The organism is Allocoleopsis franciscana PCC 7113 (assembly GCF_000317515.1).
Lineage (GTDB): Bacteria > Cyanobacteriota > Cyanobacteriia > Cyanobacteriales > Coleofasciculaceae > Allocoleopsis > Allocoleopsis franciscana.
In genome coordinates this window covers 868,680-894,346 of record NC_019738.1, presented here as the reverse complement: position 1 = coordinate 894,346, position 25,667 = coordinate 868,680, and the positions used below count along the sequence as shown (strand labels likewise).

Genomic DNA, 25,667 nt, shown 5'->3' with positions numbered 1-25,667 from the left:
GGGTGTTGCTCCTCACCCTACTGCACCCAGTAATGCTGAAATTGCCACCTTGCCTGTAGAGCATCGGTTCATTAATTGGTAGGGGCAATCCCCCCGTGGTTGCCCCGTCAGGGTTTAGGAGCAGGCACCCGGAGCTTTAGTGAGGAGGCACTGCCCCTACAAAAAATTGTTGTTTCGGCGATATCAGATTCACTTCAGGGCAGTTTGTAATAACTCTCGCATGGATTTAGCTTGAGCATGGTCAGGGAAGAGGAATAGAAAGTCATCTAGATCGCGTATGGCCTCACGCAGGATGTAAGTTGAAGGCTTCTTGGAGAGCAGTTCTCGATATTGGTGTTCTGCTTGTTCAGTTTTACTAGCAGCTAGGTAATAAATCGCTACGTTAAAACCGTTTCGCCACTGACTGCCAAGATTACGCCAATTTTGAGTATCTTTTTCGTACCGCTGTTGGGCGCTTTGGATAGCCTTGTTTAAGTCAGCCTGTCCTTGGTCTTTTTGTCCCAGTGCTAGGTAGACTAAAGCCCGATTGTAGATAGGCCAGTCATTCTTAGTGTCAAGTTCAAGGGCAAAAGTGAAGTTGTCCAGAGCTTCGTTGTACCGTCTCATGTAGCGGTAAATTTCACCTCGCCCTTCCAGAGCTAAATACTGCTTGGGATTCAGCTCAAGAGTATTCTTGAAGTTAGCTAAGGCTTCTTCGTAACGACCCATTTGGCGATAGAGCCACCCTTGCTGAGCAATCAGGTCAGACATAGTTAGCTTATCTAACTTTGAATCAGAGCCTAGCTTGATAGCTTGGTTAAAGTCATTCAATGCTTTATCATAACGCTCCATTTCACGGTAAGCATTTCCCCGACCCCATAGAGCAGAAACATTTTTGGGGTTAAGTTCCATGATACGGGTAAAGTCGGCCAAAGCTTCTTCATAGCGCAACAATTCCAGGTAGGTTTCACCCCGACTAATGATCGCCCAATCTGAAGTAGGGTCAAGCTCAATAGCTTTGTTCAAGTCTGCCAAAGCTTTCTCATATTGTTCCATCTGGGAGTAGATCTGACCTCGACTCCCAAGTGCAAAGGTATTCTTAGAGTCAAGTTGAATGGTACGGTTGAAGTCCCCTAAAGCTTCCTTATACCGCTCCATAAAGTGGTAGGTTGCTCCCCGGCTTGCGAGAGCACCAACATTTTTCGGGTTAAGGTTAATGGCTTGGTTGAAGATGGTCAATGCTTTTTCATAGCCCCCCATTAGGCGATAGGTTTCGATGCGCTCAGGAATTATCCAGTGCTGTTGAGGGTCAAGTTCAATAGCCTGGTTGAAGTCATTTAGTGCGTCATTATAGCGCTTCTGTTGCTTGTAAATCTGACCTCGATTCGCGATTGCCAAAGCATAGTTAGGGTTAAGATTAATGGCACTATTGAAGTCCATCAAGGCTTTAGTGTACTCCCCCATCAAGCGATAGGTTTCTCCCCGGTCGGCGAACACCCATTCTAGTTTTGAGTCAAGCTTAAGGGCTTGGTTGAAGTCAACTAAAGCTTTGTCGTAGTTACCTATTGACTGGTAAGTTTCTCCTCGACTACCAAGCACAAATATATACTGAGGATCAAGCTTAAGGGCTTGGTTGAAGTCACTTAAGGCTTTGTCGTAGTCCCCCATTAAGCGATAAGTTTCTCCTCGGCTACCAAGCGCAAAAGCATATTTTGGATCAATATTTAGGGCAGTGTTCAAGTCAGCTACTGCTTCAGTGTAACGCTTCATTCTTTGATAAGTATCACCTCTTCCAGCTAAAACATATTGATTTTTTGGATCTATTTTGATTGCTTTGTTAAAGTCATCCACTGCTTCTTCGTAATGTTTGATCATGCGATTGCTATCGCCTTGGCTTGCTAGTTTTATACTTTCAATTGATACAACTGCTCTCTGACGCGCTAATTCTTGCCTACCCGCTATCCCTGTTGCTGCTACAGCAAAAACCAAAGAAGAGATTAGTACAGCAGTGCCTATACGAATCTTCTGCTTTGCTGTCCGATTAGCTTCAGCTAATATCTGCTGAGCCTGTTCAAGTTGCTTTAACTCATTCTCTGTCTGTTTACGCTTTAGTTCTTCCTCATGACGTTTTTCCCTTTCTTCTTCCAGTTGTTCAATTAATTCATTTAACTTCGGTTCCTGCTGATGACGAATAAAAGTAACAAGATAATCATGAACTAATTGATAACGGTCAGCAGGCATTTCAGGCAACAGAAAAACTAACCCAGATTCTACAAAAATCTTTAAGACTAAACTTAAATTATCTGCTTCCGCTGCAAAATCTGCCGCTAATGCCTTTAAATCTCCTTCCAACTCAGCCCGTGTCTTGAGAGGACGGGTGTTATTTTCATCTGTCAGTAAGTACAAAACTAATTCAGCCGCTCGTTGATGCTCAGTTCCACAGTCTGCCACCACTTCTTGTAGATAGCGCTGCACCAATTCCTCTTTCGGGCCATGTTCCCGATACTGATTCAAGGTGGTGATACTTTCTGTTTGTAGCTGTGCCCCTACAACCTGTAACTCGATCGGACGTACCTCTCCCAATTCACTGGCTAAATCCTGAACCAACGCATCAACTAACTCAGGCTCTAGATAAAACTGAGAACGTTGAGTCAGGCTTAGAATAATGGCTTTCGCATCTTCAGGAGAAAAGTTGCCGACGTAGTAGAGAATCTCTTTATCCAAAATATTATTATTAATGACATCCAGCTTGACCTTGCGACTGCACCGCAACAATAAGTGCAAATAATCTTCTCGCAAAGACAAAATGACCTTGACAAACGGAATATTGATACAACTTTGAAAAAACTCAGCAAACCGTTCCTGGTCAGCTTGATGTTTGCCAACAAAGAAGAATTCTTCAAATTGGTCAAAAATTAGCACAGTCAGCAGATTGCGATGCTCATTTTGCCGCAACTGTTCGAGAATTGTTTCTAGAGAATCGCATTCAGGAATCGGTTCTTTGCTACCAGCAACATCTCCCAATGCAGCAGCTAAACAGTTCCCTAACTCCTCGATCCAATGCGTGTAAACTCTTTGTCGAACAGGCAAAACATCACGAGTCCCGATCGCTCTCTCTTTCAGCGCAGGAATTAACCCCGCATCCACCATCGAACTCTTGCCCACTCCTGATTGACCATACAGCACCGTCAGTTTATGCTGAGTACTGCCAATGCGTTCAATTAAGCGCTCCACATCCTGTTGCCGACCGGAAGCTGCAATTTCCTGCGCGACCATTGCCTGAAATTCAGCCTGTGCCACAGCCGATCGCGCCTGCCGTTGAGCTTTAATTCGACCTGCACCAATAAACGCCCGGAACCCATACTGTTGCTCAACCGAACGCTGTTCTTGCTTCACCCGAAACGCTTCTAGATAGTTCTTTTGTTCGCAGTAGAGTGTCTGTAAAATTTTCAGAATGCGAAGGTAAAGCTGCGGGTTATCTTGAGTGCCGATTTTTCGCGCTGTTTCCAGATTTGCGATCGCATCTGTATACTGACCGAGTTGCTGTTGCGATCGCGCCAACAGTAACAAATACAAATTTTGGTGTCGTCGTTGCTCTGTTGAAACCTGAGTAATAATCTCCAGTGCTGTCTGTGCGGCTCGATGAGCCTCCGTCCAGCGAGATTGCTCTAGTGCAACTTCCGCCAGAAATCCGTAATCCTGCGCCAACTGAACTGGATGATGATACGTTTTGTGCAGCGCTAACGCTTTTTGCGCCAAATTGTGAAACTGTTCCCAAGCCTTCTGACTTCGCAGTATCTCACCCAGTTGATTGATAAACTTGGCAACTAAATCTTGCCGTTGTGCCTGTTCAAACCTATCAAGACACTGCTGCACATAGCGCCGAGCTTCCTCCCAGCAGTAACAGTTTTCGCTTCCATACCGCTCGGCTTGACGGCAAAAACACAGTCCCAGATGAAACAATAAGACGCCCTGCCGCTCTAAATTGCTGGTTTGCTGCCAAAAATTCAAACTTTTCTGATAGAGCGCTGTAGCTTGATCAATCTCATCATTCGCATAGGCATCTCGCCCTAGCACAAAATTTACACAGGCTTGCAATTCCGGTGTCAAATCCTCACCGCGATCGCGCAAATCCTGCAACGCTGCATGAGTTTCTCGGCGATAGTTAGCACCAAAGATCGTATCGTTTGACAAAAACGGCTCGGCACCCAGTTCTAATATTTTGGTAAACAGATAATTAGCTCTCTGCTGTAAGTCAACCAGTAGATTTTCCGTTGCGATCGCAAATTCAACAGAGGTAGCCCAATTCTCGAAATCCGGTGCTATCCGAATCAGTTTTTCCACAATCTCGTCATTCACCCACAACACCAAGGGGAAGGGGAAATTTTTGCGAAACTCCTCCCGGACTTGGTTGGTTGAAGTCAAGACACGAGCAATATCGCGCACCGACTCCAATCCCAGCACCATCAGAGCCTCTGGCTGTTCCTCTGCCAATTCATCTCGAATTGTGGTATAGAGCGTCTTGACCGTATGCTTGAGGACGATTACCCGAATTTCCACAGGGCAACATTCGCGCAACTGCTGTACCATCTGTTCGCGCAAACTGGCATAGTTGCAACGCGCCAAAATTAGGGAAAATTGCCCCTGAGACGCCTCAATCGCCCAAGCGAGTCGGGTTAATACGCGATCGTTATGAGCCGTAAAATCGTTCGGTTGATGTGAGTTGCTCATAGCTGAAACTCTTTAGCTTCTGCCAGAATCGGGTTGATATCAAACCAAGGTTCCTCTTGGTCGTAGTACTCATGAACAAATAGACTACGGATGAGAGTTTGGTAATTTTGATCGCCTGTTACTTTCTTCTGTTTCGCGACTTGACGCAATAAGTTCCACTCGTCATCGGTAATCGCCAAGACGAGTCGGTTCCGTTGCGATCGCACAATGCTCTCTAACCCCCCACGGACTGAGGAGAAATCAATATAATATTTCCGATCCTCAGCATTCTCTACAGCTAGAGTTTTACTGGGATTCGTTGCTTGATAAAATTTGTGTAGATCGAGTACCACTGCTAACCTCCTCACTCTCTGTAGGGCAGCAGCATATTTATACCTGAGCTGGGGCAAACGGTATGTCGTTTAAATCGAGTCAACCATCACTTCTTTAAGTGACTGGCTGGAGATGGTGAGATTGGGCGATCGTGTTCCACAAGACGGAACCTAATTCAGCACTGAGCCTTTCAGTAGATTGCTACTCCCCCAGAGCGGTATAGTTAACTGCTATTGTGGGGTCTGTCAAAGAACTACCTATACTCAAGGTGGCAAGACCTCATACCTCAAAGGTAGTAGAATTACCTAAAAAATCTTGAAAAGCATACTATTGTTTGTATTTCGTCACTCTTTTTTATACTTTTCAACTGATGATACCGTTGGTCAATTAACGAGGGGTTTGACCCCTCATCTCCAAAACCCAGATTTTAGGGCTTTGTAGGGGCATCCCTTGTGGATGTCCTGCTTGGATGTAGGGTACCCACAAGAGGAGGGTACCCCTACAGAATTTCCCTGTTAGGGGCGTCACCCCACATCAATTCGCCAACAGTATCATTCATTTCTTGGCTTATAGCTCAAGTCCATTGAAATGGACTGAAACTCTTATTCAGTCGTCTTTAGACGACTTGAGCTATGAGACAGTGGTTTTAACCACTGGCGGTTGTTGCAACTGGTGCAAGATCTCAGTTGAGATACAAGGTTGGGTTGAGGTACATTCCCCCAACTCTATGGTTAGCCTGTTGGGTAACGCTTACGCTCTACCAAGTTACTTGAATGCTATATGCTTGACTGACAGGCTCCCATTACTGCACCGGCCTCCTCTGACGCTGGGTAGGCATACCCTGTGCTCGACCCTTACCCTGTAGGGCACGAGGAGCTGTTGGGCGCGGCGCTGGCTCAGAAATGGGCGCAGGCTCACCCATCTCTTCACCTTCAATCAAGTCCCAGAACCGATCATCCTCGACCAATCCATCAAAATCTGAGTTTGCTCTGGCTTCAGCGCGATAACTCGGATCGAGACGGATTGCCTTTTCTAGGTGGTCGATGACTAAATTTGCCTCATTTTGTCGAGCATAACAGGCTGCCTTATTATAAAGAGCTTTGGCAAAATCAGGTTGAAGTTGCAATGCTCGATCAAAGCTATCCAACGCTTCCTGATCGCGCTCTAGCTTCACTAACATCTCACCTCTGTTGTTCCACGCTTTATGAGAGTCCGGTTTGAACTCAATCACTTTGTCAAAGGATGCCGCCGCCTCTTCATATCGTTCTAACGTACCCAACGCTAAACCTCGATTCGACCATGCTACAACGTCATCGGGTTGCACTTGAACGGCTCGATCAAAGGACTGGAAAGCTTCTTCCTGATTTTGCAACGTCCCGAACGCTACCCCGCGATTAACCCAGGCTTCATGATAATCGGAGTTAATCTCCAGGGCTTTGTCAAATGAGGCGATCGCATCTTCATTGCGCTTCAATCTCCTCAAGGTAATACCCCGATGCAGCCAAGCTTTGTAATCATCCGGCTGGATTTCCACCACCTTGCTAAAGGCTGCGATCGCACCTTCATATCGCTGTAACTCTTTTAGAGCAAGACCTCGGTGATACCAGCTTCCAGGGTCATTTGGCTTGCTTTCGAGTACTTTATCAAATGCAGCGATCGCGTCTTGGTACTGCTTTAATTCCCATAAGGCCATGCCCTTGTGATACCAAACATCAGGGCTATTGGGCTTTAGGTCAAGGGCTTGATCATAGCTTGCGATCGCCTCTTCATAGCGCCCTTCAGACATCAGAGTATGTCCATGCTCAACATAGTCATCCAAGTTCAAAAACAACTCAGGATGATTTGCTTTCAGACGTTCCAATTGTTCGTTTAACCCTTGGATTCTTTCTTGCACCTCAGGAATAATTGCCTCTGTGATTGAGGTAGGTGACAATTCCGCTAATTGCTTTAAAATCTGCTCTTTTTGAGTTTGAGCATTCGAGGCTACTTCAGAAAACTGAGTGGCCAGCGTAGTCTCTAAATTGTCCAAATTTTGAAGGGTTAAATCTTTGCGAGTTTGAATTTGAGACTGTAATTGTGAGAGTTGAGTTGTGACTTCCGTCTCTATTTGCTCAATACTTTGAAGGGTTTGCTGCTTCTTGTCTTGAATCCCTGACTGAGAGTTAGAAACCTGAGCCGCAAAATCAGTTGCCCGATCTTTTAACTTCTGAAGTGTCTGGGTCATTTGCTGTTGAATCTGCGACTGGAATTGGGCAAATTGGGTTGTGACTTCAGTTTCTAATTTTTCTAAGCTTTGTAAGGTTTGCGTCCTCTTGTCTTGAACTCCTGACTGGGAGTTAGAAACCTGAGTGGCAAACTCAGCCTCGCGGTTTTTCAGGTTCTGGAGAACCTCAGACATTTGCTGCTCAATCTGCGACTGGAATTGGGCAAATTTAGCGGTAACTTCTGCTTCTAATTTTTCTAAATTTTGCAGAGTTTGCTGCTGTTTATCTTGCACTCCTAAGTGCGAGTTGGAAACCTGAGTGGAAAATTCACTCTCCTGATTTTTCAATTTCTGGACAATCTCAGCCATTTGCTGTTGAATTTGCGACTGAGATTGTGAGAGTTGAGCGGCTATGTCATGTCCTAATTGCTCTAGGTTTTGTAGGGTTAAATCTTTGTGTTTTTGGGCTTGTTGCTCTGCTTCCGCCTGAATAGCCAACAACTTAGGAGAAAACTCTGCCTCTAGATTTTTGAGTTGTTCCAGGATTAAATCTCGTTGCTGTTGAGCTTCTGACTGAAGTTGAGATAATTGATTCGTAAACTCTATTTTCGATTCTTTCAGATTTTGCAGTACAGTATCTTTCTCCGATTGAACATTCGACTGCATAGCCGAGAGTTCAGGAGCAAATTCAGCACTTAATTGTTCTAGGTTTTGGACAATTAAGTTTCTTTGTTGTAGCACATTTGACTGAAGTACCGAAAGCGCCGCTCCAAACTCGGATTCGGATTTCTCTAGATTTTGTAAAATGGCTTCTTTCTGCCTTTGAATATCCGCTTGCATAGCCGAGAGTTCAGGAGCAAAATTAGCGCTTAATTGTTCTAGATTTTGCAGCGTTAATTCTCGTTGCCGTTGCACATTGGCTTGCAGTTCCGAGAGTGCACTGACAAACTCAGATTCGGATTTTCCTAAATTTTTTAGGACAGCATCCTTGTGCTGTTGCACCTCAGAATGTAGGGTCGTAAGTTGAGGTGAAAAATCATCACTTAATTGCTGTATATTCTGAACAATTACGTCTCGTTGTTGTTGGACATTGGCTTGGAGTTGGGAGAGAGAATCGGCAAACTCAGTCTCTGATTGTTTCAGGTTCTGCAAGGTTAGATTTTTCTGTCCTTGGACTTCCGTTTTTATTGCCGAAAGTTCAGGGGCAAAGTCTAAGCTGAGTTGCTCTAAATTATGGAGGATTAACCCTTTTTTTTGTTGAGCTTCTAAGTCGAGTCTAGAGAGTCCGGCGGCAAACTCTTGTTCTAATGTTGCTAACGCTTGTTTTGCCTCTTGGATTTGCGTCTCTAATTCAACTAATGCCTGTTTTTTAGATTGAGACAGCTCAGAGAGCTGGTGGAATATATTATCTCGTTTAACGCCGATCTCCTGATGAAAATGGTCTGCCTCATTCTTGAGTTCAGCTTCCATATTTTCAGTTTCTCGGAGGATATTTTGAACATTTTGATTGGCGCGAGTAATCTTACCCTCCAACTCTCCCATCTCCTTGAGGTGGGTTCTGACGAGTTCGGCAACCTCTCGAATCACAGCTCGCCGTAGTAGGAAAAAGGCTGCAATCGCAGCGCCCAGAAACAGCGCCAACGTCACCAGCATCAGATTCAACAGCATTGTGGTTTGACTGAAGGTGCGATTGGCTTCAGCCATAACCTGCGCCTGACTATCGAATCGCCCTTGCGATCGCTCTGCGCTACCCCCTTGGGGTAATCGCTCCAACTCTTGCCGCTCCTGAGTGGAAATTCCTGAGGTAGGAGGTGGCGCGGATTGGGCAATGGCAAGACCAACAGACAAGAGGAAGCTGGAAAGGATGACACTAACCCTTGCTAACAATACGAAGATATTCCAATTCTTGTACTTCATGACAACTCCCTTTGCCTGTCGGTCAGGTTTGGCGATTAGGTGTAGTGCACCAGCCTACGGACTCTGATGGGCGCGGTAGCAACGCTTGTACACGCGCAGGCTGTGCAAATGGCTGAGCGCTGAATCAACGTCACTGTAAAATCCAGTGGCTTTAGTACCAGGATATATTTTGATTTTCGATCAGGCAGCTTTTCTCTCTGGAGTATAGACTATGACGCTCTAACTCAGGGATAGGTTTGAGTGCACAAAGACCTGTTATAGCAGAAGGCAGAAGGCAGAAGGCAGAAGGCAGAAGGTAGAAGGTAGAAGGTAGAAGGTAGAAGGTAGAAGGCAGAAGGCAGAAGGCAGAAGTTAGAAGGTAGAAGTTAGAAGGCAGAAGGCAGAAGGCAGAAGGTAGAAGTTAGAAGGCAGAAGGCAGAAGGCAGAAGGCAGAAGGTAGAAGGCTTTTATAAGCTAAAGTGCATTTAACTTGTACATTTTAAACACAGGATAAAAACGCTCAAATCCTCTCCCAAGCTCCCAAGCTCCCCTGCCCCCCCGCAGCCTCAATAGACAAATTAAATGCGTAACAGCTTATTGATTACTGGTACGTGGTCGTTTGGGTTGTTAAATCTGTTTTAACCTTTATGGCGACAGCTATATATAGCAACCGCTTAGTGCCAGAAAATGTTACAAAAATATCCGCTCCCGTCGTTGTCTACAATGAGAGCGGATATTTCATTCAGAACTCAGCAGACGATTGAATCAGTATTAGCCAACGCCTTGGAGCAACAACTCTTGTGGCTGACTTTGTAATACTTTCACCTGACCCTTGTCATCAACATCAATCACAGCCGTATCGCCATCATTGACCTGACCCGATAGCATCGCCTCAGCTAAGCTATCTTCCAGCAGGCGCATAATCGCTCGACGTAACGGTCTTGCACCATAGCTAGGGTCGTAACCTTCGTCCACTAAACGGTCTTTGAACCGTCCCGTGACTTCTAGGGCGATGCCTTGCTCAAGCAGGCGGATGGAGATGTCTCGTAGCATGAGGTCAGCGATTTGCTTCACCTCATCCCTGGTCAACTGACGGAAGACAATAATCTCATCCAGGCGATTGAGGAACTCAGGACGGAAGTAACCTTTCAGGTCTTCGTTCACCTTATCCCGGATGCGGAGGTATCGAGACTCTGCTTCATTGCCGGAGGATTCAAAACCGAAGCTACTGCCACCTTTTTCAATCACCTTCGACCCGATGTTAGAGGTCATGATAATCAACGTGTTCTTAAAGTCCACCGTGCGACCTTGAGCATCGGTCAAGCGACCATCATCCAACAGTTGCAATAGCATGTTGAAGACATCCGGGTGAGCTTTTTCGATTTCGTCGAATAGCAGCACTGTGTAAGGCTTGCGTCGAACGGCTTCCGTGAGTTGACCGCCTTCGTCATACCCGACATATCCCGGAGGGGAACCAATCAGCTTGGAGACGGTGTGGGATTCCATGAATTCCGACATATCCAGCCGAATCATCGCTTCTTCTGAACCGAAGAAGTAGGCCGCTAGCGCTTTCGCAAGTTCAGTCTTGCCAACACCCGTGGGGCCTGAGAAGATAAAGCTGGCGATCGGTCGATTGGGATTTTTTAATCCAACTCTGGCTCGGCGAATCGCACGGGAAACGGCGACAACCGCTTCCTCTTGACCCACTAGGCGCTGATGTAGGGTGTCTTCCAGGTGCAACAGCATCGCTGATTCCGATTCAGTAAGCTTGTTGACGGGTATCCCCGTCCAAGAGGCGACGATTTGGGCAATGTCTTCCTCTGTAACCGTAGGAGTGAGGGAAGCATTCTGCTCTTGGTCGTTGTTGAGCATCGCTTGGAGTTGAGATTCTAACTCTAACTCGCGATCGCGCATTTGTGAGGCTTTGTCAAAATTCTGAGCCTTAACCGCCTCTTCTTTTTTCTGGGTAATTCGACGCAGTTCCTGCTTCAGTTCTTTTGCCGCCGGAGAGGGGCCAGAATGGATTAAATGGATACGGCTTCCGGCTTCATCAATCAAGTCAATCGCTTTATCTGGCAAGAAGCGGTCTTGGATATAGCGGTCAGAGAGTTTAGCCGCCGCTTCCAGCGCTTGATTAGAAATTTTAACCTTATGGAACTGCTCGTAAGCATCGCGCAGACCGTACAGAATCTCAATCGTGTCCTCAACGGACGGTTCTCCTACCATCACGGGTTGGAAACGGCGCTCTAAAGCCGCATCCCGTTCAATATGCTTCCGGTATTCATCAAGCGTGGTGGCTCCCAAGCACTGCAATTCGCCTCGTGCGAGAGCGGGTTTGAGGAGATTTGCCGCATCCATGCCGCCTTCGGTTGACCCAGCACCAACCAAGGTATGGATTTCGTCAATCACTAAGATGATATTCCCAGATTGACGCACTTCCTCCATAATTTGCTTGAGGCGTTCCTCAAAGTCTCCTCGATAGCGAGTGCCTGAGAGCAGCAAGCCCATATCTAAGGTGAAAACTTGCTTATCTTCCAACAAATCGGGGACATGATTGTCCACAATACGTTGAGCCAGACCTTCTGCGATCGCCGTTTTGCCAACTCCCGGTTCCCCAATCAACACTGGGTTATTCTTCGTGCGACGACCCAAAATCTGAATTACCCGTTCAATTTCCTTGGCACGACCCACAACCGGGTCAAGCTTGCCTTCTAAGGCTAGCTGAGTCAGATTCCGACCAAACTCTTCCAAACTCGCCTTTTTAGTTGGAGTTTCTCCAAACAGCGAAGACCCTTGGCTTCTCGTTTTGGCAGCAGCAGCGACTTCTCCCATCGCTTTAATCACGGCGCTGCGAACATCACCCAAGTCAACGTCTAGGTTTTCAATCACTTTGGCAGCAACACCTTCTTCGTCATGGGTGATTGCCAACAATAAATGTTCCGTACCAATATAGTTATGTCCGAGTTGACGAGCCTCTTTGAACGATTGATCGAAAATGCGCTTGGCTTTAGGAGTAAAGGGGAGTTGTGCCGGGACAGCTCGATACCCGCGTCCAATCAAATTCTCGACCTCTGCCCGTGCCGATTCCAGGGTAATGCCAAAATTATTGAGGACAATACTGGCAATACCTTTGCCTTCACCTAGCAACCCCAAGAGAATTTGCTCGGTTCCCACGAGGTTGTGTCCCAGGCGACGAGCTTCTTCCTGGGCGAGCATAATAGCTTTGATGGCTCTATCTGTGAAACGTTCAAACATGTGGGTTCACCTTACCGAGCGGTTTAATCAGTGAGTGATGTGACACTCACCCTTACATAAAGTTTTATGTACTTCCTTCCCTTCAATGTATCTCTCTCAGGTTGACTCGCTCAGTGGGCAGAACCGTAATCTTTAGGAGTAGTTGCCGTCTAACTGGGGTGCTGGGGTGCTGGGAGTGCGGGGGTGCTGGGGTTCTGAGGTGCTGGGGTGCTGAGGTGCGGGGGTGCTGAGGAGATGAGGGCGAATTTTTGCCATTACCCATTTCCAAAAAAATGTCCAGATTAACATCTTCTAAAGGGAACAGGTTGTTACAATCGCTTTTAACTCCCTGTTCTTGAATGCCATGACTGACAACGTTCTTGATGTCCGCAATTTGAAAGTAGAGTTTCACACCGATGAAAAGCGGGTCTTGGCGGTTGACGGAATTGACTTCAAACTCCAGCGAGGTCAAACCCTGGGAATTGTCGGCGAATCAGGGTCTGGGAAATCGGTCACTTCTCTCGCCGTTATGGGTTTGGTGCCGAGTCCAGGCAAGATTACGGCGGGAGAAATTTATTTCCGTCCCTCGGATGACGGGTCAGATTCGGTGGATTTGCTGGCATTACATGACGAGCGCAAGCGTCTCTACCGAGGTGGGAAAATTTCCATGATTTTTCAGGAACCGATGACTTCCCTCAACCCGGTTTATACCTGTGGGTTCCAGCTTGTGGAAGCTATTCGGCAACACCAGGATATTTCTGAGGCAGAAGCGCGGCGTCAGGCAATAGCTCGTCTTCAGGAGGTCAAGCTCATCCCTGGCGATGAAGAATTAAAGAAGCAGTATCTCGAAGAATTGATTCAGCAAAACCCCAGTCAACCCACGCCAGGGGATAAAGAACTTTACCGCCACATCAATCAGCAAAAACAGGCCATCCTAGAGCGCTATCCCCATGAGCTGTCTGGGGGTCAGTTACAACGGGTGATGATTGCTATGGCAATTTCTTGTAACCCGGATGTGTTGATTGCGGACGAGCCTACAACAGCGTTGGATGTAACGGTGCAGGCGGCAATTCTCGATTTGCTCAGGGAGTTACGGGACAATCGGGGCATGTCGATCCTGTTTATTACCCACGATTTGGGGGTAATTGCAGAAATTGCCGACTCTGTGGCGGTGATGTATCAGGGAAAAATTGTAGATAGAGGGGATGTGTGGGAGATTTTCTCGAACCCGCAGCATCCTTATACCAAAGGTTTGTTAGCTTGTCGCCCTCGTTTGGAGCGGCGTATGCGATACTTACCTACCGTTTCTGATTTCATGGAGGTTGTGACGACAGCGAGTGGTGAACTGGAGATTCGGGAGAAACCCGTTGATGCCAAGCTCATCGCTGGGGAAGAAGATACAGGGGATTCTGCCAGCAACGTCACCGCCTCGCCACGTCACTCTGTCTCTGTATCCTCTTCCTCCCAAGTCCCACTACTTGCGATTCGTGATCTTCAGGTGGGCTTTCCCGTGCGGGGAGTGTTTGGCACCGCTAAACGCTACATTATGGCGGTGAATGGCATCTCGTTTGAGGTTTATCCAGGGGAAACGTTAGGGTTAGTCGGAGAATCGGGGTGTGGCAAATCGACTTTGGCGCGGACTTTACTGCGTTTAATTGAGCCGATAAGCGGTGAGATGGAGTTTGAAGGTCGAGATATCACTGCTCTCAAAGGCAACCGTTTACGGCAATTGCGGCGAGAGATGCAAATTGTGTTCCAAAATCCCTTTAGCTCTCTAGACCCCCGGATGAAAATTGGCAAGACGGTGATGGAGCCATTGGTGATTCATGAGGCGGGAGGCAACAAAAAAACAAGGCGCGATCGCGCCGCTTATTTGTTGCAGCGTGTGGGTTTAAATCCAGACTTGATGAATCGCTATCCTCACGAGTTTTCTGGAGGTCAACGGCAGCGAATTTGTATTGCCAGGGCATTGGCGCTTAATCCTAAGTTTATTATTTGTGATGAATCGGTTTCTGCCCTGGATGTTTCGGTACAAGCACAGGTACTCAACCTGCTCAAGGAGTTACAAAGTGAGTTTGGTCTAACCTACATCTTTATTTCCCATGACTTGAGCGTGGTGAAATTCATGAGCGATCGCATCATGGTGATGAACCAAGGCAAAATCGAAGAGATTGGCTCTGCCCAGAAGATTTACCGCGAACCGAGCAAGGACTATACTCGCCAGTTGATTGCTTCAATTCCTACAGGTACCCTGGAACGGATTCAGCAACAACAAGAACGGCGGCAAGTTTCAGAGGTGTCAGCATTCAGCGATCCTTGGTCTTCTAATTAGATTAATACCCCAATTACACCTTGGGAGCTTTGAGGATCTGGAGCATCATTCTTTACCTGAATATTGACTGAGTATGTTCCGTTTTGATGCTTAACGAGCGTTGATGATGTTGGAGTCAAGCCAGATAGTTTTCCTTTCTGGTAACTACCTACATCAACCAAAAAACGTTCTCTCCCACCAACTAATGTTAATGATTGTTTTTGTCGCCCTACATCCTGACCGCAATTCCTCTCGCCGCCAAATCGGAGATTATGGTGGGAGCCTCCTTGCGGTTGAAGGTGAAATGTGTCACAGCTTATCCTACTGGCGGGAACTCAGAAATCCCGTCTGAGAATGTTGTAGGACGAGGTCGTTCATCTTGCCACTGCGATATCCTTCCAAATCCAGGCTGACGTAGACAAAGCCAAATTCCTGAAAGGCGGATACCAGTGTCGGTAACTCAGTCGTTAAGACAAACTCCTTAATTTGTTCTGGCGGTAACTCAATTCGGGCGGTATCACCTTCAGAACGCACTCGCAGATTAGACAAACCTAACCGACGCAGATAAATCTCGGCACGTCCCACCCGTTGCAGCTTGGTAACGGTGATTTCTTCGCCATAAGGAAAGCGCGAACTCAGACAAGGTTGAGCCGGTTTATCCCACCAGGGAAGCCCCAATTGTTTCGAGAGTTGGCGTACTTCAGCTTTAGTGACGTTCACTTCAGCTAAAGGCGATCGCACCCCTCTTTCTTTAGCCGCCTGAATTCCAGGTCGATAGTCTCTCAAATCATCCGCATTGACGCCATCCACCACATAGGGGTAACCTCGCTCCAGTGCCAAGGGTTTGAGGGTGTCGTGGAGTTCGCTTTTACAAAAATAACAACGGTTAACGGGGTTTGAGGTGTAATCGGGATTGTTCATCTCATGAGTTTCAATCATCTCATGAGGGATGCCGATCGCTGCCGCTTGAATGCAGGCGTCTTCCAGTTCTTCGGGTAACAGTGAAGGGGACTTTGCGGTAACCGCCAAAGCGCGATCGCCCAAAACATCGTAGGCTATCTTGGCAACTAAAGTGCTATCGACACCTCCGGAATAGGCAATCAATGCCCGTTCCATTTCCGAAAATATTGTTTTTAGTTTCTCTCGTTTTTGCTCTAACATTGTTTCCGATACGCGGCAATTCTCACTTTTTTCAAGGCTCTTAGTCTCAGAATTTTGTGTTCAGGTATGCCAAGCCTTGGGTGTGAGATTTTGAGCGCTAATACATGCACTCATCTTCATCCTATCGAGGAAAAACCGAGTCGGGCGTGCCATCGGTTAAAACTCACGGCGCGAAAAAATGAGGATAGCGATCGCTAACAGCAACACCGTATAGAACACCCCATACGCCCCATTACTCAATAAAGTTTGTGGCGATGGCAGTATTCCATAAACAGCCTCATTCTTGAAATTAAGGCGAGATAAATCGGGTAAAACCAGGTACAGACTTTGAGTCAGGCTCTCAAGATTCGAGTTGCGGCTTAAGTTACCAACAGTTACGATATCACGGCTCAAATTTCCCATTAAATAAACAGCCAAGGTGAGCAGTGTGGCTAAAATTGAGCTGGTAAAAACGCCAAACAACAGTGCCACCGCAATCAGCAAAGACAGCTTTAAAAACAGATAAAGTGTTGAAACGAGAATACTGGCTAAAGGGTATTCGATTTTACTGAAACTCAGCAAAATTAGGTAGATGAGTGTCAGTGCAATCATCAAAATCGCGAGAACACCAGACAGCCCCAATTGTTTGCCAATAATAAATTCGGCGCGTGTTAAGGGCTTAGGAATTAAGACTAAGACCGTGCGTTTCTCGATTTCCTTGTTAATTAAACTGGTACCGACAAACACAGCCACAAAAACACTCAACAGTTCAATCGCGGCTAGACCAACATCTAGAAATATTTTGTCCTGTGTGGTGGCTGCGATTTCCGGTAAAAGCCGCAGTGCCAGAAGCAACAGCAGAGTAGACAAGCCAATCAGATATAAGATGCGATCGCGAATTACTTCCCGAAATGCATTTGAGGCGATTGCCCAAATCCGCCCAAAGCTCACTGACTACCTCCAACCTGATATTTTCTTAGGGACTGATTCCTAGTGGTCTATCAACCAAGTTTTGATGGGTTTGTAGTGAGCGTTCAATTCGCCCAAGCGCTTACTACGAAAAGGATAAGCACCCATCAATACCTATGTACGGATAAAGCTATCCAGTCGGTTTCGGGGTTGATCTACCCCCCAGCCTTTCACCTCTTGACACTGAAAACGACTAACGGGGGCAGGGGGAGCATTGGGCGGGGTATTGAGAGCCTTCGTTGCCGCGTTGGCTGGCGGAGAAATCTGAACAATTTGGCAATTCTTGGTCACGGAATAGGGTTGATCGGTAGAGCGAGGCCCTCTCCAAATGGCTTGTAGGGGTAGATTATATCCCCCAGAATCCCGCGCTGTAGCCTTTCCTCCGGCTAAGCTCACCTCCCATAAATCATCCTCCAACACGGGTGAAAGTCTTTTCTTGACTTGCTTTTGGGTCGTGTTAATCAAATTTTTGAGTTCTTGGGGTAGGAGTACTCGCTCTACATCTGACCAGCGTCTGGCATCCAACGTCTCTTTTAACTGGATTCCCATGGCATCTAAAATCGCGGCACCTCTGGGGGTTGGGGAGGACAATGGCGCTTCCCATTTCACCACAAAGGCGCTCTTGCGAAAGTCATCAGCCACCATTGTCGGATATTGCGCGACGTAGTCCTGAATCAGGAAGTGAAATTGGAACCAACAACTGAGCAGGATTTGGCTAGCAAATAACAGAAACTGGTTTTTGCGCTTCTCCGGGGGCGGAACTTTGACCTTTAACCCCGATCCCACATAATCGGGGATAACGGCAATAATCGCTGAGATAATCGGCCAGTAAATCAGCATGTTTCGTGAGATTTCACCAGTCTGGTCGTCAGCAACAACACCAAAAATGTAAATACTCACGAGTGCGCCGGTAATCCAGGGACTCAAGGGAAAACCGGGTTGTGCCGGGGTTTTATAACCGATTCTCAGTTGGTTAGAAGCCGTCGTCCCCCAGAAGACGCCCAAAATCAAAAAAATCCAGCCGAAATTAACGACAAAGTTTCTGACCCAACCATTGGCAAGAATTGCCATGTAGTAGGAAAACAGGCTAAGAACAATGAGAGTTTCCCAGGAAAAGGCACTGGGAAGACGAACTTCTTTTCGCAGCCAATTGTAAAAAGTAAGGAGATATTTCACGTTAGTTAGAAATTTAGATTGTTGATTGGAGTGTAGATTTGCAGGAATCGCAGGAATAAAAGTAGCGAGATGGCACTATAGCTATAAGCGTTAGCCAAGAGGATCGTCGTTGCATGATTAGACTTAGGAGAGGCAGCGACATCGTCTAAACGATGGATCAACGTTGGCCAAGGCCGTTTAGCTGATTCGTTTTCTCCTTGGGGTTTGTCTTCGAGAAAAGTTTCGAGAAGATTGAGACCACTGAGCTTAATCAGGAAGGCCGAGAAAAAGATGACTACCCCAGTTGCCGCAATCACAAGTGTTAAGTCTTCTGGGCGAGGGCCGAGCAGGCGATCAAAGAAAATATAACTAATGAGCTGGTCTTTTAAATATAGGGGTATCCATTCCTGGATCAGAAAAAAAACCAGCCAACCCGTACTCGCGGCTAGTAAATTGATGAAGGTAGAATATTCGACGCTGGTTCTGCGGCTGATGTTCATCCTTCTGTACAAGACTCTGGATTCTAGCGCGATCGCAACTAGCAGAAATAAAAACTGAAACAAAAAAGTCTGTAGTGGCAAAACGGCCTCTGTCATAATGGTCTGCTCCTTACCAGTGGCGGTGGACGTTAAGGGCTTGATGATTCATGGTAAGCCGTTCAGGCGAGGGCTTAGCTCTAAGCCTGATTGTAGTTATCTTAGTGCCATTCGGCCTTATACTTTATCTTCCTATGATTCTTGATGCTGAGATGACCCCATTTCTAGATTTTTTCACCAGCTCAAGCCTGTATCCTCGTTCTTGGTAAACTTGTGGTTTGGGATGAGTTTCAAGGATTCGGAATGTCCAGAACTGGTATTGGTATTCGCACGGCGGTTGAGCGTTCTGAGCGCATCACGGGTCAGATTCATGTCTATGATGGCATGGGAAAAGGCAAGTCTCAGGCGGCTTTGGGAGTGGTTTTGCGCTCCATTGGTCTAGGAATTAATGCCGCTGATGATGAAGCGTTCGCTCCTGCCAACTATGCTGATACACAAGCCGGTTCGCGACTCTCATCCAGTCGTGTCTTGTTGCTCAGATTTCTCAAAGGGCCAGGACGTAATTATGATGAGGATGCGGCGATTGAAGCCTTGCAACGAGGTTTTCCTCACTTAATTGACCAAGTCCGCACGGGACGTGCTTCTTTCTTTTCTAGAGAGGATGTGACGCGGTTTGATGCCCTTGAGGCTCAACGCGGTTGGGATGTTGCCAAGGGAGCGATTGCCTCTAACCTTTACTCTGTCGTCGTCTTGGATGAACTCAACCCTGTCCTAGATTTGGGTTTACTTGCCATAGATGAGGTGATTCAGACCTTAAAAAATAAGCCGGAAAACCTAGAAATTATTGTTACAGGTCGAGGAACGCCCCAAGCCCTGTTAGATATTGCTGATTTGCACACGGAATCTGTGCCTCATGACCATCCAGTCTCTAGGGAACAGGGGATTGAGGGCATCGAAATTTACACGGGTGCTGGAAAGGGAAAATCGACGAATGCTCTGGGTAAGGCATTACAAGCCATTGGTCGGGGAATTAGTACCGATAAGTCCCACCGAGTGCTGATTATACAGTGGCTCAAAGGTGGATCGGGCTATACCGAAGATGCCGCAATCGCCGCGATGAAACAATGTTATCCGGATTTAGTCGATCATCACCGTTGTGGGCGAGATGCGATCGTTTGGCGGGGACAACAGCAAATTGCCGATTATGTGGAAGCCGAACGAGGTTGGGAAATTGCCAGAGCCGCTTTAGCTTCAGGGATGTATAAAACCATCATTATGGACGAACTCAATCCTACGGTTGACTTAGAACTGTTGCAGGTGGAGCCAATTGTGGATGCTTTGTTACGCAAACCCCGCGACACAGAAGTGATTATTACAGGTCGCTGTTTGAATCAACCCGCTTATTTTGACTTAGCCAGTGTTCACTCGGAGATGATTTGTCACAAGCACTACTGTGAAAAAGGAGTGGATTTGAAACGAGGGGTAGATTTTTAATACCCAGTTGCCGTCAAAGATAGCAGACTTTTTCCCCAGCTCCCCAGCTCCCCAGCTCCCTAGCTCCCCAGCTCCCCAGCTCCCCGGCTCCCCAGCTTAAACCCAACCTCCTATAAGAGAGCTTCAAGCCACTCCGGGCTGTAGTGAACCGCACACACAATCCCTAAGCAATAGTGTGGCAGGTTGGGGTCGTTGCAGTAACCAGCGCAGGATATGGGGCAGTTGCTTTCGCCAAGCCGTTTTGTCGTCAGCTTTGCCTTCGCCTAGCAAAAAGCACAACTGGTGCTCGCAGTAGCCAAGACTTTTCAAATGATTGTAAAAGTCTGTCGTATTTGTGAAATAGTCCATCCAAATTCCGTAGAACGAGTACTGCTCTTGGCTGCGAACGTGGAGCAGGATTTTAGACCAATAATGAGTGTGGCGATCCCAGTATTGAAAAAGGCGATCACTTCCCCACTTCAAAGGAGGAGAAATACTGCCAATTCGACCAAAAATCTGGGGATATTTCTTACCTAAAAATAGTGAAAACGAGCCACTCAAACTGGCTCCCATGACACCCGTCCATTGCGATTCCGGTCGAGTGCGGTAGTGATGATCAATGTAGGGTTTTAGATGATGAACTATAAAATCAGCCGTTAACAAACCGCGCCCCCCATACCAAGGCGAGTACTCTGCCACTCGATTCGGCAAATGATCCACACCCACAATAATCCAAGGTGGAATGCTATCTTCCGCAATCAGGCGCTCTAGGGTTATATTAATTCCTAAATTGTCGTAAACCGCTGATTCGGGGTGATAAAAGATATTTTGCCCATTGAACATATACAGCACCGGAAACCGACGGTTGGGTTGCTGGTGATAAGCCTCAGGGGTAAAAATCCTTAAAGTACGTTTGACCAGTTCGAGCGGCGAGTAAAAGTCGCAAATGATTTGGATATTACCCATTCTGTTTAGCTCTTAGGGCGATCGGGTTGGGATATGGAAGCGCTAAATGTATCACATCCCCGGCTCAAGGCTGGGAGTGTTTGATCGGGAAAATTGTTATTCCGTATTTTGGAAGAGGAATTTTGCTTCTGCACTATCTTTCGGGATACTTTTTTGCCCTAACTTCTATCCCTTGATACCTATTTTTTTAGAATTATTATTCATCCCCTTAGAGGTTGACAAAATGGTCATTGCTGGATGCTAATTTCAGGAAAATTTGCCCAGCTTTCCAACGGTTCGGTCGATTTAACCAAGTTCATCCCTGCGGCAGCAAATCGCTGGAATGCTTCCTCTGCTTGTTCGCTGTAGTCTACGACCCCTGGAACTACAACAGGTGAGGTGCAATCTTCTAGCAGGTATATCTTTTGGGCAAGACTGGCATCTTGCTGCTGAATTTCTGTGAGTAAATCGGCAATTGTCCAAGCCACACAGTGACTCTTTGCTTGTCCTGCAATCATTACCGCATCAAACTCTAGCAAATACTGAATCAAGCTTGTATTTTTTTGGGAAATAGGAATTCCCATGTTATCTTCTAGCACTTCAGGACGCAGGATGGAATAATTTTCAGTTAAAGGATTGTTGCCTTTAATTTCAAATCGGGTTTGACTATTTCGGGCGATGCAGTGGAAAAATACAGCTTCCTCTACCGCAGAAACTAAAGCATGACCAATCCCGCCTAACATTGAATGATAAGGCCATACCGTCAATGGGTATTTTCCCGCATCACTGAGTTGTTTGACGTAGTGTAGGGCGTGTTTTTCTAGTTTTGAGTAGTCCCTGTTGCTTAGGCTATCGGCAATGGCTGGGTTGACTTTCCAAACCCCTTGCTGAATATCTTCTGGGGTGATGAGAGTGGCTGCGGGTGTCGGGTGTTCTCCAGCTTCGTTAATCCAAAATATAGGATGGAAGATTTGCATTGTCGTGTGAGTGTCCATGGTTGGTGCGATCGCACTGATCACTCCCAAATGGCGGTAAATAAACTCACACAACCGCACATTATCTTGCACGGCTCCCATCCCGGATTGTCCACCAACGAATAGTTCAAAGTCGGGCAGGCAAAAGGTGTTTTGAACATCGATTAACAACAGGCAAATGCGAGTTTTATCTTCAGCAGCAGGCTGGATGTTGTGCTTTTTCGCCCACTCCCTAGCTTCAACGGCTCTCTGCTGGTAGGGAACTCGCCAGACTTCTCCTACTTTAGCGGCATTGAAGTTGGCGGGAAGTGGCAGTTGCTTGATGGTTTGAGTACTCATGTAAATACCTCTTGACTGTTGTTTTTACTGTAGATTACAAGGAGGCAATCAACAAAAGCCAGTGAGGTCGAAATGGCTAAAGCTAAGAAACAAATGGGTGTTCAGTAAATGCTGTTACATCCCACATTCCGCACCCACAATGGTAGTCCTACACTGTTAGCAAACTTCTGCTTGAGAATTTCAACGCGATTGGGCATAGTAGAGGCACTGATAAGTCAATCTCCTAGGTGGTGAGTTACTCAAACCCAGCCTGGGAGACTTTTTTACCACGTTTAGGTGATTGTGCGATCGCTGCTTAAGTCAGTGCCATTCATCCTAAGTAAGAACTACACGCTCAAAATCTGATCGACAGTTAATTCCAATTCTGGGAAGGTGGGAGATACAATCCGCTCAGAACCTTTGTAAGCCGTTAACTGATAGACCCCATTCGCATCTAACTGATAGACAAAAACAGAAGGAACTTTAGGATTACCCAGGTAATTCCTACTACCAAGAGCCAGATAATCCACAATCCAATATTCCAGGATACCCAGACGTTGATATTCGTCTAGTTTATCGATATAGTCATCTTCCCAGTTAGTGGAAATAACCTCAACGGCAAGCTGGATTGGTTCCCATAGAGCAGAGTAAGCAAAACGGTTTGAACGCCATACCTCCAAACTAACTACACTTACATCCGGATGCCGTCCCTGCTCCCTACCATCTGGGGTTAAAGTTGCAAGCACAATCCTACCTGACACCTTGTAGTTCAAGCTCAGTCGGTCAACTTCTCTGTCCAGTTGTTTAGCGATAAAGTCTGCTACATCATCGTGCTGTCTGGTCGCTAGAATTCTCATCATTTCCCCATCGACAAGTTCATAGCGACCATCTTCAGGATATTGCTCGATAAATTGCTCAAAGGTCAGCCTTTGCTTTGGCTTACTTGTCGTTGGGGTCATGCTGCTTGCCTGTGATGTTTAATTCTACATCTGCTATAGATCCATTTTATTGAAATGTCTGAAATGCTGGATAAGTGAAGGAAAGAGCCTGAAGCGCAGCTATCCCCTTAGCGAAGCGGTTCCGAAGCAGCTAGGGGAATCATCTACAAGCTTGATTCAAAAAGTGCGATCGCGTTATTGAGCGGCTAGGTGAGGTGAAAATGCGATCATTTCTATTCTCGTCCAGGAGCTTTTGAAGTATCCTTCGGGAGAAGATTGGCATAGGTTATTCATCAAACAAATCATCCACAGGCATTGTCCATCCCGGTACGGCTGGCTCAGCTTCAGCAATCTCACCCCGTCGGTATATTGTTGGATTATCCGGAGCGCTAGCACGATACACCCGTACCACATCCTCACTCAACAAATCGACATCCCAAACTACTAAAGTTCCAGCCGCAAAGTAATCAGCCCGTTTAGCCGCCATATCTTTTTCCGCTTTCGGTCCGTAATCTCCCTCACTCCTCACTTCCACAGCAAACAGAGGAGTACCATCAAAAAACTTCATTCCAGTGCGGGGCCCAGTGTAGAATGCGGCATCCGGACTAAAGGATTTGCGATGGGGCAAATTTACTCGGAAACCCTTATTATCACCAACTGCTCGACCCCTCTGAGTACGCTTACTGTAGTCGCGCAACGATACAAAAATTTCATCACCTGCATACCCAGGCTCATCGCCGGTTGGTGGCATCAATACGATTTCTCCATGCACAATCTCCGCTTTGCCATTCTCAGGCACATGGTACAAATCCTTAATTGTTGCCGTTGCAGGTGCTTCCATGTCAAGTTTCCCAGGCAGACTCTCGCTTTCATTCTACTTTTAACAGTATTGATGGGATAGGAGCTTCACTTGGGTAAACAAAGATGAAATTCGAGCTGCTACAAGCTTGACTCAAAAAGTGCGATCGCGTTTGCTCCAGAAGCACCACAGCGATCAAGACATGGCAGAAAATGGCATAAACTGTCATTAGGGATAGTTGCTCTTGTTGAAAGGTGACACTCATGACCAGTATCAATATCTCGCTACCTGAGTCCATGAAAGCCTATATAGAAGAACAGGTAGCTACTGGTGGCTATGGAACGGTTAGCGAGTATTTTCGTGAATTGATTCGCCAGGATCAGAAGCGGAAAGCCAAGGAACGTCTTGAATCTCTCTTATTAGAAGGACTCGATTCTGAACCTGCAACGGTAATGACGGCTCAGGATTGGGAAGACATCCGTCGAGCGGTACGAGACAAAATTATTCAGCGTAATCAACATAATCCCAACGATGCCTGAGGTTAACAAGCGCCCAATCGTCATCCATGACTTGATTGAGCAAGCTACCTACATTGCACAAGATAATCTCGATAGGAGATAGCGAGGGTGATTAATCGTAAACCTTTTCTCTCGCTTACTCCCTAAAGCCTTTTGCTTATTTTTAGGTAGTTTAAAATCAACCCTTAGATAGAGGTAAAGATTGAGCTTCACTGTTATGTTGAGTGAGTCTCAACCCAGCATTGGGTAGCCAATCTCCCAACAGGGTGTGCCTTGGAAGAAAGGCAAATTTTTAGTATTTCCACAGGAAAGGAGTTCAACATGAGTCTTGAAAAGCGCGTGGAAGCAATTGCCAAAAACTTAGAAGGGAAAGTCCAAGAAACTGTTGGAGAGTTGACAGGCAACGAAAGGCAAAAAGTAGAAGGCCAAATGAAGCAGGTGCAAGCTTCAGCTATGAATGCCCGTGAAGACCTCAAAGATAAGGCCAAGAAAATAATCGACAAAGCTTAAAACTCCAAGGCTGGGATGATTGCCTAAACGATAAAACATTAACCCATGCCTAAAAGTAGTCAATACCAGAGTCACTGGTAAAGCAACAGTCCTCAAGAAGGTCAAGCTATTTATTCTTCATCAACCTAGCCACAGAACCCAGTCCGGGATGGCTGGGTTTTCGTTTTTTATTAGCTGAATTTCTAAACAGGTTAGCTCTGATTTTTTTATTAAAATTGTAATAATAGAGATTTTTTCTGGATTACAAACTCTTAAAATAAATGACTTGCTTAGATTATTTCTACCAACTCTTATCTCGCCGAGACTACAGCGCTTATGAACTCACTAAGAAAGGCAAAGAAAAGGGATTTGAACAAGATGAAATTGCTGAAGCGATTGAGGAACTTCAGAGTAAAGATTATCAATCCGACACACGCTTAGTCGAAAGCATGATTACTTCCTATCAGGGCAAATATGGAAAATCTATGATTAAGCGCAAATGTCGTGAAAAGGGAATTAATGCCGATGTGTTTGAGGAAATCTGGGAGTCACAAATTGATGAAGAGCAAATAGGGGAACTGGATGATTTAAAGGCTAAAGTCATGCGAAAGTACAAAATTGATGACTTCCGAGCCATCGAGGCGAAAACCAAAGCGAAGTTATGGAACTATCTTCAGTACAGAGGGTTTAATCCTAGTGAAGTGTTAACTCAGTGGCAGAGGGAACAAGAAGAAGTGATGGAGTAAA

At 46.4% G+C, this 25,667-nt stretch carries 19 protein-coding genes; 5 read left to right on the top strand and 14 right to left on the bottom strand.

Annotated elements, in window-relative coordinates; genetic code table 11:
• Positions 1 to 189: 189 nt before the first annotated feature.
• From MIC7113_RS33025 to MIC7113_RS38535, 5 genes are all read right to left on the bottom strand, one after another.
• A complete protein-coding gene (locus MIC7113_RS33025; protein ID WP_015180851.1) occupies positions 190 to 4,710 on the bottom strand; it encodes a tetratricopeptide repeat protein in 4,521 nt (1,506 codons plus the stop codon).
• Entirely contained in the window at positions 4,707 to 5,042 is a 336-nt protein-coding gene (locus tag MIC7113_RS03755) for a hypothetical protein (RefSeq protein ID WP_015180850.1), read from the bottom strand. The genes MIC7113_RS33025 and MIC7113_RS03755 overlap by 4 nt, the downstream gene beginning before the upstream one ends.
• Before the next feature lie 782 nt (positions 5,043 to 5,824).
• Positions 5,825 to 9,142: a tetratricopeptide repeat protein gene (locus MIC7113_RS03750; protein WP_015180849.1), complete on the bottom strand. Its 3,318-nt coding sequence runs from the start codon at positions 9,140 to 9,142 to the stop codon at positions 5,825 to 5,827.
• A gap of 750 nt (positions 9,143 to 9,892) precedes the next feature.
• Positions 9,893 to 12,376, bottom strand: a complete 2,484-nt coding sequence (locus MIC7113_RS03745) for an ATP-dependent Clp protease ATP-binding subunit (protein ID WP_015180848.1) — start codon at positions 12,374 to 12,376, stop codon at positions 9,893 to 9,895.
• A gap of 132 nt (positions 12,377 to 12,508) precedes the next feature.
• Entirely contained in the window at positions 12,509 to 12,631 is a 123-nt protein-coding gene (locus MIC7113_RS38535; protein ID WP_256374791.1) for a hypothetical protein, read from the bottom strand.
• Positions 12,632 to 12,719: 88 nt separating this feature from the next.
• On the opposite strand from MIC7113_RS38535, the gene MIC7113_RS03740 reads away from it, so the two are divergent.
• Positions 12,720 to 14,687 carry an ABC transporter ATP-binding protein gene (locus tag MIC7113_RS03740; RefSeq protein WP_015180847.1) on the top strand — a complete coding sequence of 656 codons (1,968 nt, stop codon included), beginning with the start codon at positions 12,720 to 12,722 and terminating at the stop codon, positions 14,685 to 14,687.
• 300 nt (positions 14,688 to 14,987) lie between these two features.
• Here the strand turns inward: MIC7113_RS03740 and larE are convergent, their stop codons facing one another.
• The 4 genes from larE to fraC all read right to left on the bottom strand — a co-directional run bounded on the left by larE (position 14,988) and on the right by fraC (position 18,526).
• The gene (larE, locus tag MIC7113_RS03735) at positions 14,988 to 15,827 is read right to left on the bottom strand and encodes an ATP-dependent sacrificial sulfur transferase LarE (RefSeq protein ID WP_015180846.1); all 840 of its coding nucleotides are present in this window, start codon (positions 15,825 to 15,827) and stop codon (positions 14,988 to 14,990) included.
• Positions 15,828 to 15,983: 156 nt separating this feature from the next.
• Positions 15,984 to 16,757 carry an ABC transporter permease gene (locus MIC7113_RS03730; protein ID WP_015180845.1) on the bottom strand — a complete coding sequence of 258 codons (774 nt, stop codon included), beginning with the start codon at positions 16,755 to 16,757 and terminating at the stop codon, positions 15,984 to 15,986.
• 132 nt (positions 16,758 to 16,889) lie between these two features.
• Complete coding sequence (locus tag MIC7113_RS03725) at positions 16,890 to 17,951, bottom strand: DUF5357 family protein (RefSeq protein ID WP_015180844.1); 1,062 nt, start codon at positions 17,949 to 17,951, stop codon at positions 16,890 to 16,892.
• A 5-nt stretch (positions 17,952 to 17,956) separates the two neighbouring features.
• Positions 17,957 to 18,526: a filament integrity protein FraC gene (fraC, locus tag MIC7113_RS03720; protein WP_015180843.1), complete on the bottom strand. Its 570-nt coding sequence runs from the start codon at positions 18,524 to 18,526 to the stop codon at positions 17,957 to 17,959.
• A 243-nt stretch (positions 18,527 to 18,769) separates the two neighbouring features.
• Between fraC and MIC7113_RS03715 the strand changes: the two genes are divergently transcribed.
• On the top strand, positions 18,770 to 19,960 hold the full coding sequence (locus MIC7113_RS03715; RefSeq protein WP_015180842.1) for a cob(I)yrinic acid a,c-diamide adenosyltransferase: 1,191 nt from the start codon (positions 18,770 to 18,772) through the stop codon (positions 19,958 to 19,960).
• 123 nt (positions 19,961 to 20,083) lie between these two features.
• Here MIC7113_RS03715 and MIC7113_RS03710 read toward each other — a convergent pair whose 3' ends face one another.
• From MIC7113_RS03710 to MIC7113_RS03690, 5 genes are all read right to left on the bottom strand, one after another.
• Positions 20,084 to 20,905 carry an alpha/beta hydrolase gene (locus MIC7113_RS03710; RefSeq protein WP_015180841.1) on the bottom strand — a complete coding sequence of 274 codons (822 nt, stop codon included), beginning with the start codon at positions 20,903 to 20,905 and terminating at the stop codon, positions 20,084 to 20,086.
• 227 nt (positions 20,906 to 21,132) lie between these two features.
• Complete coding sequence (locus tag MIC7113_RS03705; protein WP_015180840.1) at positions 21,133 to 22,197, bottom strand: hypothetical protein; 1,065 nt, start codon at positions 22,195 to 22,197, stop codon at positions 21,133 to 21,135.
• Between the two features lie 326 nt (positions 22,198 to 22,523).
• Positions 22,524 to 23,135: a Uma2 family endonuclease gene (locus MIC7113_RS03700; protein WP_015180839.1), complete on the bottom strand. Its 612-nt coding sequence runs from the start codon at positions 23,133 to 23,135 to the stop codon at positions 22,524 to 22,526.
• Between the two features lie 265 nt (positions 23,136 to 23,400).
• Positions 23,401 to 23,955, bottom strand: coding sequence for a Uma2 family endonuclease (locus tag MIC7113_RS03695; RefSeq protein WP_015180838.1), 555 nt, complete (start codon positions 23,953 to 23,955; stop codon positions 23,401 to 23,403).
• A 28-nt stretch (positions 23,956 to 23,983) separates the two neighbouring features.
• Entirely contained in the window at positions 23,984 to 24,178 is a 195-nt protein-coding gene (locus MIC7113_RS03690; RefSeq protein WP_041779884.1) for a hypothetical protein, read from the bottom strand.
• On the opposite strand from MIC7113_RS03690, the gene MIC7113_RS03685 reads away from it, so the two are divergent.
• The 3 genes from MIC7113_RS03685 to MIC7113_RS03675 all read left to right on the top strand — a co-directional run bounded on the left by MIC7113_RS03685 (position 24,177) and on the right by MIC7113_RS03675 (position 25,666).
• Entirely contained in the window at positions 24,177 to 24,452 is a 276-nt protein-coding gene (locus tag MIC7113_RS03685) for a type II toxin-antitoxin system ParD family antitoxin (RefSeq protein WP_015180837.1), read from the top strand. The two genes, MIC7113_RS03690 and MIC7113_RS03685, sit on opposite strands and share 2 nt — an antisense overlap.
• A gap of 252 nt (positions 24,453 to 24,704) precedes the next feature.
• Positions 24,705 to 24,941 carry a CsbD family protein gene (locus MIC7113_RS03680; protein WP_315889671.1) on the top strand — a complete coding sequence of 79 codons (237 nt, stop codon included), beginning with the start codon at positions 24,705 to 24,707 and terminating at the stop codon, positions 24,939 to 24,941.
• Between the two features lie 260 nt (positions 24,942 to 25,201).
• The gene (locus MIC7113_RS03675; protein WP_015180835.1) at positions 25,202 to 25,666 is read left to right on the top strand and encodes a regulatory protein RecX; all 465 of its coding nucleotides are present in this window, start codon (positions 25,202 to 25,204) and stop codon (positions 25,664 to 25,666) included.
• Position 25,667 lies beyond the last annotated feature (1 nt).

What these genes read in the sequence shown, in the direction of transcription:
- MIC7113_RS33025 (WP_015180851.1), bottom strand. Translation starts at nt 4,710, where the DNA reads ATGAGCAACTCACATCAACCGAACGATTTTACGGCTCATAACGATCGC.
- MIC7113_RS03750 (WP_015180849.1), bottom strand. Translation starts at nt 9,142, where the DNA reads ATGAAGTACAAGAATTGGAATATCTTCGTATTGTTAGCAAGGGTTAGT.
- MIC7113_RS03745 (WP_015180848.1), bottom strand. Translation starts at nt 12,376, where the DNA reads ATGTTTGAACGTTTCACAGATAGAGCCATCAAAGCTATTATGCTCGCC.
- MIC7113_RS38535 (WP_256374791.1), bottom strand. Translation starts at nt 12,631, where the DNA reads ATGGCAAAAATTCGCCCTCATCTCCTCAGCACCCCCGCACCTCAGCAC.
- MIC7113_RS03740 (WP_015180847.1), top strand. Translation starts at nt 12,720, where the DNA reads ATGACTGACAACGTTCTTGATGTCCGCAATTTGAAAGTAGAGTTTCAC.
- larE (WP_015180846.1), bottom strand. Translation starts at nt 15,827, where the DNA reads ATGTTAGAGCAAAAACGAGAGAAACTAAAAACAATATTTTCGGAAATG.
- fraC (WP_015180843.1), bottom strand. Translation starts at nt 18,526, where the DNA reads ATGACAGAGGCCGTTTTGCCACTACAGACTTTTTTGTTTCAGTTTTTA.
- MIC7113_RS03715 (WP_015180842.1), top strand. Translation starts at nt 18,770, where the DNA reads ATGTCCAGAACTGGTATTGGTATTCGCACGGCGGTTGAGCGTTCTGAG.
- MIC7113_RS03710 (WP_015180841.1), bottom strand. Translation starts at nt 20,905, where the DNA reads ATGGGTAATATCCAAATCATTTGCGACTTTTACTCGCCGCTCGAACTG.
- MIC7113_RS03705 (WP_015180840.1), bottom strand. Translation starts at nt 22,197, where the DNA reads ATGAGTACTCAAACCATCAAGCAACTGCCACTTCCCGCCAACTTCAAT.
- MIC7113_RS03700 (WP_015180839.1), bottom strand. Translation starts at nt 23,135, where the DNA reads ATGACCCCAACGACAAGTAAGCCAAAGCAAAGGCTGACCTTTGAGCAA.
- MIC7113_RS03695 (WP_015180838.1), bottom strand. Translation starts at nt 23,955, where the DNA reads ATGGAAGCACCTGCAACGGCAACAATTAAGGATTTGTACCATGTGCCT.
- MIC7113_RS03685 (WP_015180837.1), top strand. Translation starts at nt 24,177, where the DNA reads ATGACCAGTATCAATATCTCGCTACCTGAGTCCATGAAAGCCTATATA.
- MIC7113_RS03690 (WP_041779884.1), bottom strand. Translation starts at nt 24,178, where the DNA reads ATGAGTGTCACCTTTCAACAAGAGCAACTATCCCTAATGACAGTTTAT.
- MIC7113_RS03675 (WP_015180835.1), top strand. Translation starts at nt 25,202, where the DNA reads ATGACTTGCTTAGATTATTTCTACCAACTCTTATCTCGCCGAGACTAC.